Below are 12,729 nucleotides of genomic sequence, written 5' to 3'. Positions count from 1 at the left end.
GTGCTCAATCTTAGGGGTGCTTGATGCCCTTGAGCATCATCACCCCAGCCAACGGCAGATCGCCTTCCAGCTCAGCCAGGCCAGCCGTTTTCACCTGTTCAGGTTGTTGCAGATGACCATGTTGCAGCAAGCCCAACAAGCTACCCACCAGAGGGTTATGGCTGACCAGCAGCACATCGCCCTGATCATCGAGGTGTTCCAGGACTTTTTGCGGCCGGGTGTCCGGCGTGAGCCAGTCCACCGTGATCAGTTCCGGCTGAAAACCCAGCGCTTGGCGCACCAATAGCGCGGTCTGCTGGGCGCGCAGGTAGGGGCTGGCATAGATGGCGCTCAACGGTTGACCGATCAACTGCGCGGCGCTGCGCAACACTTCCTCGCGACCATGAGCGGTCAGCGCCCGCTCGGGGTCGGGACGGGCGCCGTAGGGCTCGGCTTCACCGTGGCGCAATACCCACAGCTTCATAGCTTCGGCTCTTCGTCACGAACCGGATGCGGGGCCGGTGCCACAACGTGAGGAGCTTCCCCCTCCGGGGCGCGCGGGGTTGGCCAATCAGCGAACGGCCAGGGTTTCTGGTCACTGTGGAAAGTGCCGAAACGGCCGATCTGGGCCAGGAACTGGCTCAGGCTGTCGCCGAAATTCATCAGGCTGGCGCTGGGTGCGCCGTAGATCAGCCGATAGATCAGTTGCACCAGCACCACGGCGCCGAGGATGAATTGCGCCACCTGCCAGACCAACAGATAAATGACCATCCACAGCACACGCAGCAGGATGGATTCGTATTGGGGCTGCTCTTTCGGATCGTTCATAGCTCGCTCCTGCTTGCGCTCAAATAAAGGCTCAGTTGAAACCGCTGGTGGAAATGAAATCGACGTCGGTCTTCGGTTCGCCACGCATCAACAGTTCGATCACCTGTTCCAGCGTGCGCCCTTCGAACAGAATCGCATGCAGCCCGGCGACCAGCGGCATGTACACCCCGGCCTCCTGGGACTTGGCCTTGAGGACCTTGAGGGTATTCACCCCTTCGGCCACTTCGCCCAGGCGCGACACGGCTTCATCAAGGCTAAGGCCCTGGCCGAGGGCGAAACCGACTTGATAGTTGCGGCTCTTGGGCGAGGAACAGGTGACGATCAGATCACCCACCCCGGCCAACCCCAGGAAGGTCATCGGATTGGCGCCCTGGCTGACGGCAAAGCGGGTCATTTCCGCCAGCGCCCGGGTGATCAGCATACTCTTGGTGTTCTCACCCATGCCCAGCGCCACCGCCATCCCGGCGATGATTGCATAGACATTCTTCAGTGCCCCGCCCAGCTCCACGCCAAAACGGTCGGCGCTGGCGTAGACCCGGAAGGTGCGACCATGGAGCGCGGCCTGGACCTGCTGACACAGGTCTTCGTCTTCACTGGCGACCACGGTGGCGGTCAAGGCGTGTTCGGCGATCTCCCGGGCCAGGTTCGGCCCGGAAATCACACCGATGCGCGCCTTCGGGGCGATCTCTTCGAGAATCTCGCTCATCAGCTTGAAGGTCTGGGCTTCGATGCCCTTGGTCAGGCTCACCAGCAACTTGCCACTCAAGCGTTCGGCATGGGGCGCCAGTACCGAGCGCAGGGCACTGGACGGCAAGGCGACGAAAAACAGCTCGCTGCCCTCAAGTGTCGCCTGCAAATCAGTGACCGGCTCCACTTCCGGGCGAATCTTGATGCCTTTGAGGTAACGCGGGTTTTCGCGGTTGACCCGGATGGCCTCGGCCTGCTCAGGGTCACGCATCCATTGGCGCACCGGGTGACCATTCTCGGCCAGCAGGTTAGCCACGGCGGTGCCGAAACTCCCGCCTCCCAGGACCGCAATCGGGCGCTGTTCAGTCATATGCAATCCGTTCATCCATACCAAGTGGCAATGCCGGGCATTATACGGAGCGGCCGGATCGCGACCAGCCCCGCCAACAATTACCGGAGGCTGTAGCAAGCTGACCATCAATTCCCCGGAAAATGCGGTCAACGTGAATGGAAAAGTCGTTCAGCTCGGTTAACATGCCCGCTATCCTTCCATTCCCAAGGTCGTTCCGTGCCCGTTGGCCCTTCCCGTTCAGGCTCGTCACTGCTATTGGCGCTGATCATCAGCCCGCCAGTGCTGGCCGACGACTTGTTCGTGGACAGCCAAGCCCTGCCCCAAGTGCTGACGGCCACGCGCCTGAAGCAATCGCCGGCGGCGGTGCCGGGCAGCATGACCGTGCTGGACAGCGAATTGATCAAGGCCAGCGGCGCCCGGGACATCAGCGAACTGCTGCGCCTGGTGCCGGGCATGATGGTCGGCAACATCAGCGGCAACCAGGCCGCCGTGAATTACCACGGCACCAACGCCAGCGAAGCCCGCCGCATGCAAGTGCTGATCGATGGCCGCTCGGTGTACCGCGCCGGCCTGGCCACGGTGGACTGGAGCGATATCCCGGTCGCCATGGAAGACATTGAGCGGATCGAAGTCTTTCGCGGACCCAACACCGTCAGCTACGGCGCCAACGCGCTGATGGCGGTGGTCAACATCATCACCCGCGCTCCCGCCGACAGCCACGGCACCCGGCTGAAAATCACCCGGGGCCAGCGTGGTATCAGCGACTGGTACGCCAGCCAGGGCAGCGGCTGGGAGAACGGCGACCTGCGACTTTCGCTGTCCGGCCAGGAAGACGATGGCTTTGACAGCAACCGTAACGGCGCCGATTACCGCGACAGCCGTCGCTTGAACCGCTTCAACCTGTCCGTCAGCCAGGCATTGAACGAGCAGCAGAGCATCGATTGGCAATTGAACGCCAAGGACGGGACCAATCAGCGGCCCTACACCTACCACCCGGTGTTCGCCGGGATTACCGCCGCCGGCGACAATTCCGACGTTATCGCCAAGGACTACGCCGGTTCGCTGCGCTGGAACCTCGACCTGGACCCCAACCACAGCCTTTATGTCCAAGGCTCGATCCAGCACTGGGATCGTCAGCAGACCTGGCGTGCCTGCGATGCCGAGGTGTCCTTCAGCCCGCAACTGACCGACCTGTGGCAGCTCAACCCGTACTATGCCGAGAAGCTGGCGCGCAATATTCCCAGCTACCTCAGCAGCGGCGCGCCAGCCGGCACGCCACAGGAACAAGCGTTGGCCAACCAGGTGCTCGATCAATGGCGCAACGGCGCCTCGCAAACCCTGTGCGGCGATATCGACCAGAGCGCCCGGGAGTCGCGCTACGACCTGGAGATCCAGGACACCCTGAGCCTGTCCGACAGCCTGCGCCTGGTCACCGGGGCGAACTACCGGTACGACCGGGCCGACTCCGAAACCTATTTCAACGGCACCCTGGACGACACCACCTGGCGGCTGTTCGGCCAGTTCGAATGGCGGGCCACCGAGCACTGGCTGTTGCAGGGCGGAGCGATGTTCGAAGACACCCAACTGACCGGCAGCTCACTGACCCCGCGAGTGGCGGTCAACTACCTGATCACCCCGCGCCATGGCCTGCGGGCGGTGTATTCCGAAGCCGTGCGCTCGCCGGACATGTTCGAGAACAACGTCAACTGGAGCTATCAGGTCACCAACCTGCAGCCCACCGCCTTCGGCCAGAGCAGCGCCCGTTACTTCGTCCGGACCCGTGGCCCGGGGAACCTGGAACAGGAGCACATGCGCTCCCGGGAACTGGGCTACAACGGTTACTTCATGGACCTGGGCCTGACGGTCGATGTGAAGCTGTTCCATGACGAAATCACCGGCATGATCAGCGAACCGCTGCGCAATAATCAGTACATCGCCAGCAACAGCAACCAATCGCAGTTCTCCGGGGCCGAAACCCAGCTCGACTGGCGCCTGACCAGCGCCGACCGCCTGCGCCTGACCTACGCCTATGTCGATGCCCAGGCCAGCAACCCCCTCGACGAACAACTGACCGCCCGCAACAGCGGTTCGGCCGGCTGGCTGCGGAACTGGGGCCAGGGTTGGAACAGTGCGGTCTTCTATTACGCCGCCGATGCCCTCAACGGTTATCGCTTCGAACGGCTCGACACTCGGCTGGCCCGGCGCATCCCATTGGGCAAGGCTAGCCTGGAACTGGCGGGCGTCCTGCAACAGCGCCTGGACAATCAACCGACCACGTTCGTCGACAACCGCTACGACTCCCGTCACGTCCTGTATTTCAGCGCAGAGTTGTCCTTCTAGATGTCCCGGGGCCCATCACGCAAGACGCCATTTCATGGCCGCCTGTCGCTGGCGCTATGCCTGGTGTTTACAGGGTTGCTGGCGACGATCGAGGCCCGCGCCGCCGAAATACTGCTGACCGGCGCCGAGGACAGCCCCGGCGTGCAGTCCTTCACCCAGGCCCTCAAAGCCCTGCGCCCCGAGGACAATGTGCGGTTCACCCCACTGTCCGGCTTGCCAGCGCCGGACAAATTGCCAGGCAATGTCCGTCTGGTCTTGCTCGACCTGCCCAGCCTCGACTGGCGCCTGCAGAAAACCCACGGACCGGCCACGCTGGTGCTGCGCATCAGTCGCCAGCAAGCCCGGGATCGCTTGGGCGAGGTCACGCCCGAGCACCTGAGCCTGCTCTGGAGCGACCCGCCCATGGCGCGCCAGTTGCGGCTGATCCGCACGGTCCTGCCGCAGGTGCGCCGGGTTGGCGTACTGTTCGACGGACACAGCGAGTTCTTGCTCAAGGACCTGCGCCAGGCCGCCCTGCCCCTGGGCCTGGAGATCGTGGCCGAACGCTGGGACGACACCAGCGACAGCCGCCCCTTGCAAAACCTGCTGGGCCAGAGCGATGTGCTGCTGGGCCTCGACGATCCCGACCTGTACAACCCCAAGACCGTGAAAAACCTCTTGCTCAGCAGCTACGCCCGGCAACGTGCGCTGATCGGGCCGAGCGCCGCCTTCGTCAAGGCCGGTAGCCTGGCCAGCACCTACAGCGACCAGGACGACTGGCTGGCGATCCTCGACGATCTGCTCGACCGCCCCGCCGCAACTTGGCCGCGCACCCTGTATCCGGCCCGTTTCAAAGTCCTGAGCAACCGACAGGTCACCCGTTCACTGGGGATCGAACCGATTGACGCCGAATCCGTCGCTGCGACGTTGGCCGAAGGAGAGCACCGCCCATGACCTTGCGTCGCCGTTGGGACATCAATACCCGCACCCAGCTCATCGCCCTCGGCCCGGCGCTGCTGCTGACCGTGCTGTTGATCAGCTTTTTCACCTTCGTGCGAATCCAGGACCTGCGCCAGGAACTCAATCACACCGGGCAACTGATCGCCAACCAACTGGCCCCCGCCACGGAATACGGAGTGATTTCCGGCAACAAGGAGGTGCTGGAAAGCCTGCTCGCCGCCACCCTGGCGACCCCCCACGTGCGTTTCCTGGAGATTCAGGACAGCACGGACAAGGTGCTGGTGTACGTCGAGCAGTCCGAGCAAACCCACGAGCGCACTCAGCAGGTAGAAGTGTTCCAGGCCCCGGTTCGCCTGCAACGTATTGCCCTGAACAATGATTTCCTGCAAGGCAACAGCACTTCAACCGAGGCGTCCGGCGAGGATTACCTGGGGCGGGTGATCGTCGGCATGTCCAGTGACGCCTTCAGCCAGCGCCAGCAGGAAATCCTGCTCAAGGCCGCCATCCTCGCGCTGTTCGCCCTGTTGTTCACCTTCCTGGTAGCGCGGCGCCTGGCAGCGAACCTGTCCCGACCGATCCGCGACATCGGCAACGCGGTCAAGGCGATCCAGCAAGGCGACTACAGCACGCCGCTGCCCATCGTTGACGACGGTGAACTGGGCGCCTTGTCACGGCATATCAACAACCTGGCCGACGGACTGGAGCAAGCCAGCCGGGAACAACACCAGGCCATGGCGCAACTGATCAAGACCCGGGAAGAAGCGGAAAAGGCCAACAGCGCCAAATCCGAGTTCCTGGCGATGATGAGCCATGAACTGCGCACGCCCATGAACGGCGTACTGGGCATGCTGCAACTGCTGGAAACCACCCGCATGACCGACGAGCAGCACGAGTACACGGCGCTGGCTTCCGAATCCACTGAACACCTGTTGAAGGTGATCAACGACATCCTCGACTTCTCGCGCATCGAGCGTTCGGCCCTGGAACTGGAACACATCCCGTTCAATCTGGCGGAACTGGTGGGCAGTTGCGCCCAGTCGTTCCAGCACAGCGCCGCACAACGCAAACTGGGCCTGGACCTGCAGATCCCCGACGACATGCAGGCCTTGCAGGTCCAAGGCGATCCGACGCGGATCCGGCAGATCCTGGTGAACCTGATCGGCAACGCGCTGAAATTCACCGAGCAAGGCCGTATCACCGTGCAGTGCCAGTGGCAGGCCCTGGATCACGAACTGCTGTGGTTCACCTGCACAGTACGTGACAGCGGCATTGGCATTCCGGCCGAGAGCCTGGAGCGCATGTTCGATGCGTTCCAGCAAGCCGACAGTTCGATTTCGCGGCGTTACGGCGGCACTGGCCTGGGCCTGCCGATCGCCCGCACCCTGGCCGAGCGTATGGGCGGCACGCTGCGGGCCCAGAGTGCAGAGGGCCAGGGTTCTGTGTTCACCCTCGAAGTGCCGCTGGCCCGGTCGCGACAGACCCCGCCGCCCCTGGTGCCACGACTGCCCAGCGGCAACGGCAATGGTGAAGGCCGCAACGTGTTGTTGGTGGAGGACAACCCGGTGAATCAGACGGTGATCGAAGCCATGCTGCGCAGCCTGGGCTTCACGGTGAGCGTCGCCGCCGATGGCGCTCAGGCCGTACGCAGCGCCGAAAGCCTGATTTTCGAAGCGATTCTCATGGATTGCCGGCTGCCCATCGTCGATGGCTACGAAGCCACCCGACAGATCCGCCAACTGCCCGGCTGCGGCGACGTGCCGATCATCGCCCTGACCGCCAATGCCTTGCAGGGCGACCGCGAAGCCTGCCTGGCGGCGGGCATGAACGATTACCTGGCCAAGCCGTTCAAAAGAGTTGACCTGCAGCAAATTCTGCAACGCTGGGTGCATTAGTGGCCGGTGTGACTGGCGTGAAAGGCGAAAGTGCGGCAGTCTTAGGCACCCGAACAGGCCCCGATTGGGGCTTGAATAAAAATTTCAGTGCACAGGTGTACATTCATTTCCCGTGTGCTGTGACTTTCACTACAACGCAATAGTCTATGAGTAAGCTGTCGATTCGAGGCGTGAACGCTTCGATCGGCCGGGAAGATTTGCCCCACCCTGCCGCATGGGACTATTGAGGAGCTCGCATGACCAAACAAAACGCCTTTACTCGGGAAGACCTGCTGCGCTGCAGTCGCGGTGAGCTGTTCGGCCCAGGTAACGCGCAACTGCCCGCCCCGAACATGCTTATGGTGGATCGCATCACCCATATCAGCGAAGAGGGTGGCAAGTACGGCAAAGGTGAATTGGTCGCCGAGCTGGATATCACTCCGGACCTGTGGTTCTTCGCCTGCCATTTCGAAGGTGATCCGGTGATGCCGGGCTGCCTGGGCCTGGATGCCATGTGGCAGCTGGTCGGTTTCTTCCTCGGCTGGCAAGGCCTGCCGGGTCGCGGTCGCGCCCTGGGTTCGGGCGAAGTGAAATTCTTTGGTCAGGTCCTGCCGACCGCCAAGAAAATCACCTATAACATTCATATCAAACGCGTCCTCAAGGGCAAGCTGAACATGGCCATTGCCGATGGTTCGGTTGCCGTGGACGGTCGCGAAATCTACACCGCCGAAGGCCTTCGGGTCGGCGTTTTCACCTCCACTGACAACTTCTAAGGGTTATCCGCATGCGCCGCGTCGTTATCACTGGTCTGGGCATCGTTTCGTGCCTGGGCAATGACAAAGAGACCGTCTCCGCTAACCTGCGTGCAAGTCGCCCTGGCATCCGGTTCAACCCGGAATATGCCGAAATGGGTCTGCGTAGCCAGGTTTCCGGCTCCATTGACCTCAACCTCGAAGAGCTGATCGATCGCAAGATCTATCGTTTCGTTGGCCATGCGGCGGCTTACGCCTACCTGGCCATGAAGGACGCCATCGCTGACTCCGGCCTGACCGAAGAGCAAGTGTCCAACCCGCGCACCGGCCTGATCGCCGGCTCCGGCGGCGCCTCCACCTTGAACCAGATGGAAGCGCTGGACATCCTGCGCGAAAAAGGCGTCAAGCGTGTCGGCCCGTACCGCGTCACGCGGACCATGGGCAGCACCGTTTCGGCCTGCCTGGCCACGCCGTTCAAGATCAAAGGTCTGAACTACTCCATCTCCTCTGCTTGCGCCACCAGTGCTCACTGCATCGGTAACGCGGTCGAGCAGATCCAGATGGGCAAGCAGGACATCGTGTTCGCCGGCGGCGGTGAAGAAGAACATTGGAGCCAGTCGTTCCTGTTCGACGCCATGGGCGCCCTGTCCAGCAAGCGCAACGACACACCGGAAAAAGCTTCCCGCGCCTACGATGCCGACCGTGACGGTTTCGTCATCGCCGGCGGTGGCGGTATGGTCGTGGTGGAGGAGCTGGAACACGCCCTGGCACGTGGTGCCAAAATCTACGCGGAAATCGTCGGCTACGGCGCCACTTCCGACGGCTACGACATGGTCGCACCAAGCGGTGAAGGCGCCGTACGTTGCATGCAAATGGCCATGTCCACCGTTGATGCACCGATCGACTACCTGAACACCCACGGCACCTCGACTCCGGTCGGCGACGTCGCGGAAATGAAAGGTGTGCGCGAAGTGTTCGGCGACAAGGCCCCTGCCATCAGCTCCACCAAGAGTCTGTCGGGTCACTCCCTGGGCGCCGCTGGCGTTCACGAAGCGATCTACTGCCTGCTGATGATGGAAGGCAACTTCATGGCCGGTTCGGCCAACATCGACGAACTGGATCCGGAAGTGGCCGACCTGCCAATCCTGACCAAGACTCGCGAAAATGCCACCATCAACACCGTGATGAGCAACAGCTTCGGCTTCGGCGGCACCAACGCCACCCTGGTATTGAAGCGCTGGCAGGGCAAGTAAGCCCCGCCGCTAACGCCACACAAAAAAACGCCCCGACTGGTTCGGGGCGTTTTTTTGCCTGGCAAATACACCTGAGTTCATTGTGGGAGCGGGCTTGCTCGCTCCCACATGAGGTCTACAGTGGGTGGAATTCAGCGCACGACAAACCGCTGCTGCGTCAGCAACCGATCACCCTGGAACACCATGAACCGCCACTCCCCCGGCACCACTTCGTGGCTTTCGGTGAATTCGTAGGCCATGACATCCTGGGGAGCGCCGGGCACCAGTTTCTGGATGACTTCGAATTTATCGTGGCGCACGCCATCTGGGGTGCGGATGCCAGGTGTGAAGTACAACAGGGTCAACGGCTGGTCATCCGCGACCTTGCCCGCCAACTGGTAGCGCATGCCGAACTTGGTGCCCAGCTTGGCCGGTACGCTTTCGGTCTGGCGGATCTGCTCGTTGCTGCGACGCAGGACCCGCTCCCCCGATTGCAGCTCGGCTTGCGGCCCTTGGAAGACGCCATACTCCACCGGGCCTTCGACACGGACTTCTGCCTGGGCCAGGCCGCAGGTCAACAACAGCGCGACCAGTGCGCTTGAACGGGTGAGGTGCATAGTGCGCTCCTTGATTGAGATGAGCGCGAGGGTATGACGTGGGGGTGACAGGCTGATGACACAACGGTGTTGGCCATGCCACCAATAGCCCGCAGACATGGTTGACCTGTGGCGAGGGAGCTTGCTCCCGCTGGGCTACGCAGTAGCCCCAAGGCCTTGACGACTGCTGCGCAGTCGAGCGGGAGCAAGCTCCCTCGCCACAATGTCTTTCCTATCTCGGGACAGTGCGAGGCAACACCGCCAGGAAATTATCCCGTGCAACCTTGCGCGCCACCTCTTCCGGCAAGGCATCGAGGAACGGATCGAAGCCGTGCAATTCCTTACCGAGCTTGTTGAATCGCCCCACCACATCCGACCCGACCATAAAGCGCTCCGGGAAGCGCTCCACCAGTTTTACCCACGCCTCGCGAGGCTTGCCCGCCTCGTCCAGCAGATACGGCGTGAGCACACTCCAGGACAGGTCTATGTACAAATTGGGATAGGACTCGAGCATGCGGGTCAGGGTCGGCAAGAGAAAATCCAGCTGGGTCTGGTGGCGATGGATTTCCATACTGGTGCCGGCGTGGGCCCAGATGAAGCGCGTGTGCGGGTGATTGCGCAACGGCTCTTCGATTTCGGCCAGGTACAGCGGATTTTTCTCACGCTTGGAGGTGATGTTGGAATGCAGTATCACCGGCAGGTCGTTCTCGGCCGCCAAATGATAGATCCGCGTCATCGCTTCGTTGTTGGCCCGCGGGGTGTCGCCCGAGGTCAGCGCCGTGAGGTCGTCATGGCGGGTGAACACCTCGCCGATGCCTTGCCACAGCCCCGGGTACAGATCGAGCATGCGCTGGATATGCGCGGCGGAGTTCTTGTCGTTGGGGTTGAAGCCCGACAGGAAGGGATGGAAGTGCTGGCGTTGTTCAGCGGTCAATTTGCTCACCGCCGCCGCGACAATCACGTCGGTGGCGCTGTACCAATAGGCGTCCGCATCGTCACCGGCGTAATAACGTGGGCGCTTGGGCTCATCCTCATGCCATTTCTTGGCGACCGGAACGCCGGAAATCATCACATGTTCAACGCGATTGTCCGCCATCGCCTTGAGCAGCTTGGGCATGCCGGCGGTTTCCTGGAAAAAATCGACGTAATGCAGGTGCGCATCGCTGTAGGCATATTCGCGGGCCATGGCGCCGCTGCCGGAAACAACCAGCAGCCAGGCAACGATCAGGCGGGTCAGGGGCACGGGCAGTCTCCAAAGGCCATAAGCAGCGTAGACCCCGCCCGTCCCGCCTGGGTTCAAGCGGCATGTGCCGCGGCTGGCGACGACGGGTTATGCTTTGCCCATTCGCCGTTCACCCTGGAAGACACCATGACCACGCCCCTGACCGTTCGCCCCCGCGCCGAAGACGTCGAAGGCCAGCCGATTCTTCGCCCATTGCCGTCCGCCAAGTGCCGCAGCGTCGGACCTTTCGTGTTTTTCGACCACATGCTGAAAACGGCCTACCCAGCCGGTAAAGGCATGAACATCCGCCAGCATCCCCACATCGGCCTGTCCACCCTCACCTACCTGTTCGAAGGCAAGCTCCAGCACAAGGACAGCCTGGGTTCCGACCAGATGGTGGCTGCCGGGGACGTCAGTTGGATGACCGCCGGCAGCGCCATTGCCCATGTCGAGCGTACGCCCGAGTCACTGCTGGGCAGCGACTTCGTCATGCATGGGTTGCAAGTCTGGCTGGCCTCGCCCAAATCCCACGAACAGGGTCCAGGGCATTACAGCCATCATCCGGCACACAGCCTGCCGGTGAGCGAGAACCTGGGTGTGAGCATCCGCATGATCGCCGGGTCTGGCTTTTGCCTGGAATCGCCGGTTCCGGTGCTGTCTCCTACGCTTTATGCCGAATTGAATCTGCAAACCGCGACGACGTTGCTGATTCCCACCGAACATGAAGAGCGAGCGCTGTATGTACTGAGCGGTGAGGCACACCTGGAAGGTGAACCGCTGGAACCCCACGCGCTGGTGATACTGCCGGCCGGGGAAGAACTGACACTGTGTGCCGACAGTGATTGTCATGCCGTGCTGTTCGGCGGTGCGCCGTTGGATGGACCGCGACGGATCAACTGGAATTTCGTCTCCAGCGACCCGGCCCGGATCGATGAAGCCCGTCGACGCTGGGCGGCTGGGGACTGGCCGACCGTGCCAGGGGAAAGTGAGCGGATCGAGTTGCCCTGAGTTGAGCGTTGTCCCGGCCGCCCCCTTCGCGAGCAAGCCCGCTCCCACAGTGGATCGTGTCGTTCACAGATGTTGTGCTCGCCAGAGATCAAATGTGGGAGCGGGCTTGCTCGCGAAGGGGCCAACCCAGACACCGAAAACACTTAGCCCAAAAGCCAGACTCAGTCCTTGAACACCTCACCCAACAAATTATGCATCGACCTGAACGCTCGCCCGGCAACCTTGGCGTTGTACATCATCTTGCCCGGCACGTTGGCCTGTGGATCGGTGAACGAATGCACCGCGCCGCCGTAGCTCAGCAGTTGCCAATCCACCCCGGCAGCGTTCATTTCGTCTTCGAAGGCCGGCAGTTGCTCTTTCGGCACCAACGGATCGGAGGCGCCATGCATCACCAACACTGAACCCTTGATGTTCCGGGCATCCGCCGGGTTCGGTGTGTCCAGGGTGCCATGAAACGAGATCGCGGCTTTCAGCGGAGCGCCGGTACGAGCCAACTCCAGGGCACAGCAGCCACCGAAGCAGAAACCGAACGTGGCGAGGTTCGACGCATCGACCTGCGCATCGAGCTGATTCTGCAACTGCTCGAGCGCCGCCTGCATGCGTTTGCGCAACAGCGCCCGGTCGTTCTTGAGCGGCATCATCGCCGCCCCGGCCTCATCGGCATTGCTCGGGCGCACAGCCTGGCCGTACAGGTCGGCAATCAACACGACATAACCGTTGGCCGCCACTGACTTGGCGATCTCCTCGGCCCCCACCCCTACGCCCATCCAATTGGGCGCCATCAGCAAACCCGGACGCGAACCCTGCTGGCTAATATCAAAGGCCAGCCGGCCTTCATAGGTTTGGCCATCAATCTGATAGACCAGCGAACGAACCGTAACCTGACTCATGACGGACTCCTCTTGAACCGAACACCAGAAATG

At 62.1% G+C, this 12,729-nt stretch carries 12 protein-coding genes; 6 read left to right on the top strand and 6 right to left on the bottom strand.

Going from position 1 to position 12,729, the window contains the following annotated elements; all coding sequences use genetic code 11:
• Window positions 1-10: 10 nt before the first annotated feature.
• From sixA to ACWNZ1_RS25375, 3 genes are read right to left on the bottom strand one after another with little or no spacing between them, the layout of a single operon-like run.
• Window positions 11-463, bottom strand: coding sequence for a phosphohistidine phosphatase SixA (gene sixA / locus ACWNZ1_RS25385; protein WP_135846530.1), 453 nt, complete (start codon window positions 461-463; stop codon window positions 11-13).
• Window positions 460-807: a DUF4389 domain-containing protein gene (locus tag ACWNZ1_RS25380; RefSeq protein ID WP_135846531.1), complete on the bottom strand. Its 348-nt coding sequence runs from the start codon at window positions 805-807 to the stop codon at window positions 460-462. Before ACWNZ1_RS25380 ends, sixA begins: the two co-directional genes overlap by 4 nt.
• Window positions 808-838: 31 nt before the next feature.
• Complete coding sequence (locus ACWNZ1_RS25375; protein ID WP_256453553.1) at window positions 839-1,864, bottom strand: NAD(P)H-dependent glycerol-3-phosphate dehydrogenase; 1,026 nt, start codon at window positions 1,862-1,864, stop codon at window positions 839-841.
• 198 nt (window positions 1,865-2,062) lie between these two features.
• On the opposite strand from ACWNZ1_RS25375, the gene ACWNZ1_RS25370 reads away from it, so the two are divergent.
• The 5 genes from ACWNZ1_RS25370 (at window position 2,063) to fabB (ending at window position 9,001) form a co-directional block, all read left to right on the top strand.
• Complete coding sequence (locus ACWNZ1_RS25370) at window positions 2,063-4,186, top strand: TonB-dependent receptor plug domain-containing protein (RefSeq protein WP_135846533.1); 2,124 nt, start codon at window positions 2,063-2,065, stop codon at window positions 4,184-4,186.
• Window positions 4,187-5,119 (top strand): ABC transporter substrate-binding protein, encoded by a 933-nt coding sequence (locus ACWNZ1_RS25365; RefSeq protein ID WP_265072302.1) that lies wholly within the window; start codon window positions 4,187-4,189, stop codon window positions 5,117-5,119.
• On the top strand, window positions 5,116-7,017 hold the full coding sequence (locus tag ACWNZ1_RS25360) for an ATP-binding protein (RefSeq protein ID WP_135846535.1): 1,902 nt from the start codon (window positions 5,116-5,118) through the stop codon (window positions 7,015-7,017). The genes ACWNZ1_RS25365 and ACWNZ1_RS25360 overlap by 4 nt, the downstream gene beginning before the upstream one ends.
• Before the next feature lie 236 nt (window positions 7,018-7,253).
• Entirely contained in the window at window positions 7,254-7,769 is a 516-nt protein-coding gene (fabA, locus tag ACWNZ1_RS25355) for a 3-hydroxyacyl-[acyl-carrier-protein] dehydratase FabA (protein ID WP_003204400.1), read from the top strand.
• Window positions 7,770-7,780: 11 nt separating this feature from the next.
• Window positions 7,781-9,001, top strand: coding sequence for a beta-ketoacyl-ACP synthase I (gene fabB / locus ACWNZ1_RS25350; RefSeq protein ID WP_135846536.1), 1,221 nt, complete (start codon window positions 7,781-7,783; stop codon window positions 8,999-9,001).
• Between the two features lie 131 nt (window positions 9,002-9,132).
• Here fabB and ACWNZ1_RS25345 read toward each other — a convergent pair whose 3' ends face one another.
• Both ACWNZ1_RS25345 and ACWNZ1_RS25340 read right to left on the bottom strand, forming a co-directional pair.
• The gene (locus tag ACWNZ1_RS25345; RefSeq protein WP_135846537.1) at window positions 9,133-9,597 is read right to left on the bottom strand and encodes a DUF3859 domain-containing protein; all 465 of its coding nucleotides are present in this window, start codon (window positions 9,595-9,597) and stop codon (window positions 9,133-9,135) included.
• Between the two features lie 211 nt (window positions 9,598-9,808).
• Window positions 9,809-10,825, bottom strand: a complete 1,017-nt coding sequence (locus tag ACWNZ1_RS25340; protein ID WP_178084324.1) for an amidohydrolase family protein — start codon at window positions 10,823-10,825, stop codon at window positions 9,809-9,811.
• Window positions 10,826-10,945: 120 nt separating this feature from the next.
• On the opposite strand from ACWNZ1_RS25340, the gene ACWNZ1_RS25335 reads away from it, so the two are divergent.
• Window positions 10,946-11,806 (top strand): pirin family protein, encoded by an 861-nt coding sequence (locus tag ACWNZ1_RS25335; RefSeq protein ID WP_456027951.1) that lies wholly within the window; start codon window positions 10,946-10,948, stop codon window positions 11,804-11,806.
• Window positions 11,807-11,967: 161 nt separating this feature from the next.
• Here ACWNZ1_RS25335 and ACWNZ1_RS25330 read toward each other — a convergent pair whose 3' ends face one another.
• Window positions 11,968-12,696 (bottom strand): dienelactone hydrolase family protein, encoded by a 729-nt coding sequence (locus tag ACWNZ1_RS25330; RefSeq protein ID WP_135846540.1) that lies wholly within the window; start codon window positions 12,694-12,696, stop codon window positions 11,968-11,970.
• Between the last annotated feature and the right edge of the window lie 33 nt (window positions 12,697-12,729).

The organism is Pseudomonas sp. CFBP 5748, assembly GCF_053850495.1.
Note: the sequence above shows the minus strand (reverse complement) of the source record. Positions and strands in the feature narration are given on the sequence as shown.

Coding starts and splice junctions, on each gene's coding strand:
- ACWNZ1_RS25330 (WP_135846540.1), bottom strand. CDS start 12,696: ATGAGTCAGGTTACGGTTCGTTCGCTGGTCTATCAGATTGATGGCCAA.
- ACWNZ1_RS25380 (WP_135846531.1), bottom strand. CDS start 807: ATGAACGATCCGAAAGAGCAGCCCCAATACGAATCCATCCTGCTGCGT.
- ACWNZ1_RS25345 (WP_135846537.1), bottom strand. CDS start 9,597: ATGCACCTCACCCGTTCAAGCGCACTGGTCGCGCTGTTGTTGACCTGC.
- fabB (WP_135846536.1), top strand. CDS start 7,781: ATGCGCCGCGTCGTTATCACTGGTCTGGGCATCGTTTCGTGCCTGGGC.
- fabA (WP_003204400.1), top strand. CDS start 7,254: ATGACCAAACAAAACGCCTTTACTCGGGAAGACCTGCTGCGCTGCAGT.
- ACWNZ1_RS25375 (WP_256453553.1), bottom strand. CDS start 1,864: ATGACTGAACAGCGCCCGATTGCGGTCCTGGGAGGCGGGAGTTTCGGC.
- ACWNZ1_RS25365 (WP_265072302.1), top strand. CDS start 4,187: ATGTCCCGGGGCCCATCACGCAAGACGCCATTTCATGGCCGCCTGTCG.
- sixA (WP_135846530.1), bottom strand. CDS start 463: ATGAAGCTGTGGGTATTGCGCCACGGTGAAGCCGAGCCCTACGGCGCC.
- ACWNZ1_RS25360 (WP_135846535.1), top strand. CDS start 5,116: ATGACCTTGCGTCGCCGTTGGGACATCAATACCCGCACCCAGCTCATC.
- ACWNZ1_RS25335 (WP_456027951.1), top strand. CDS start 10,946: ATGACCACGCCCCTGACCGTTCGCCCCCGCGCCGAAGACGTCGAAGGC.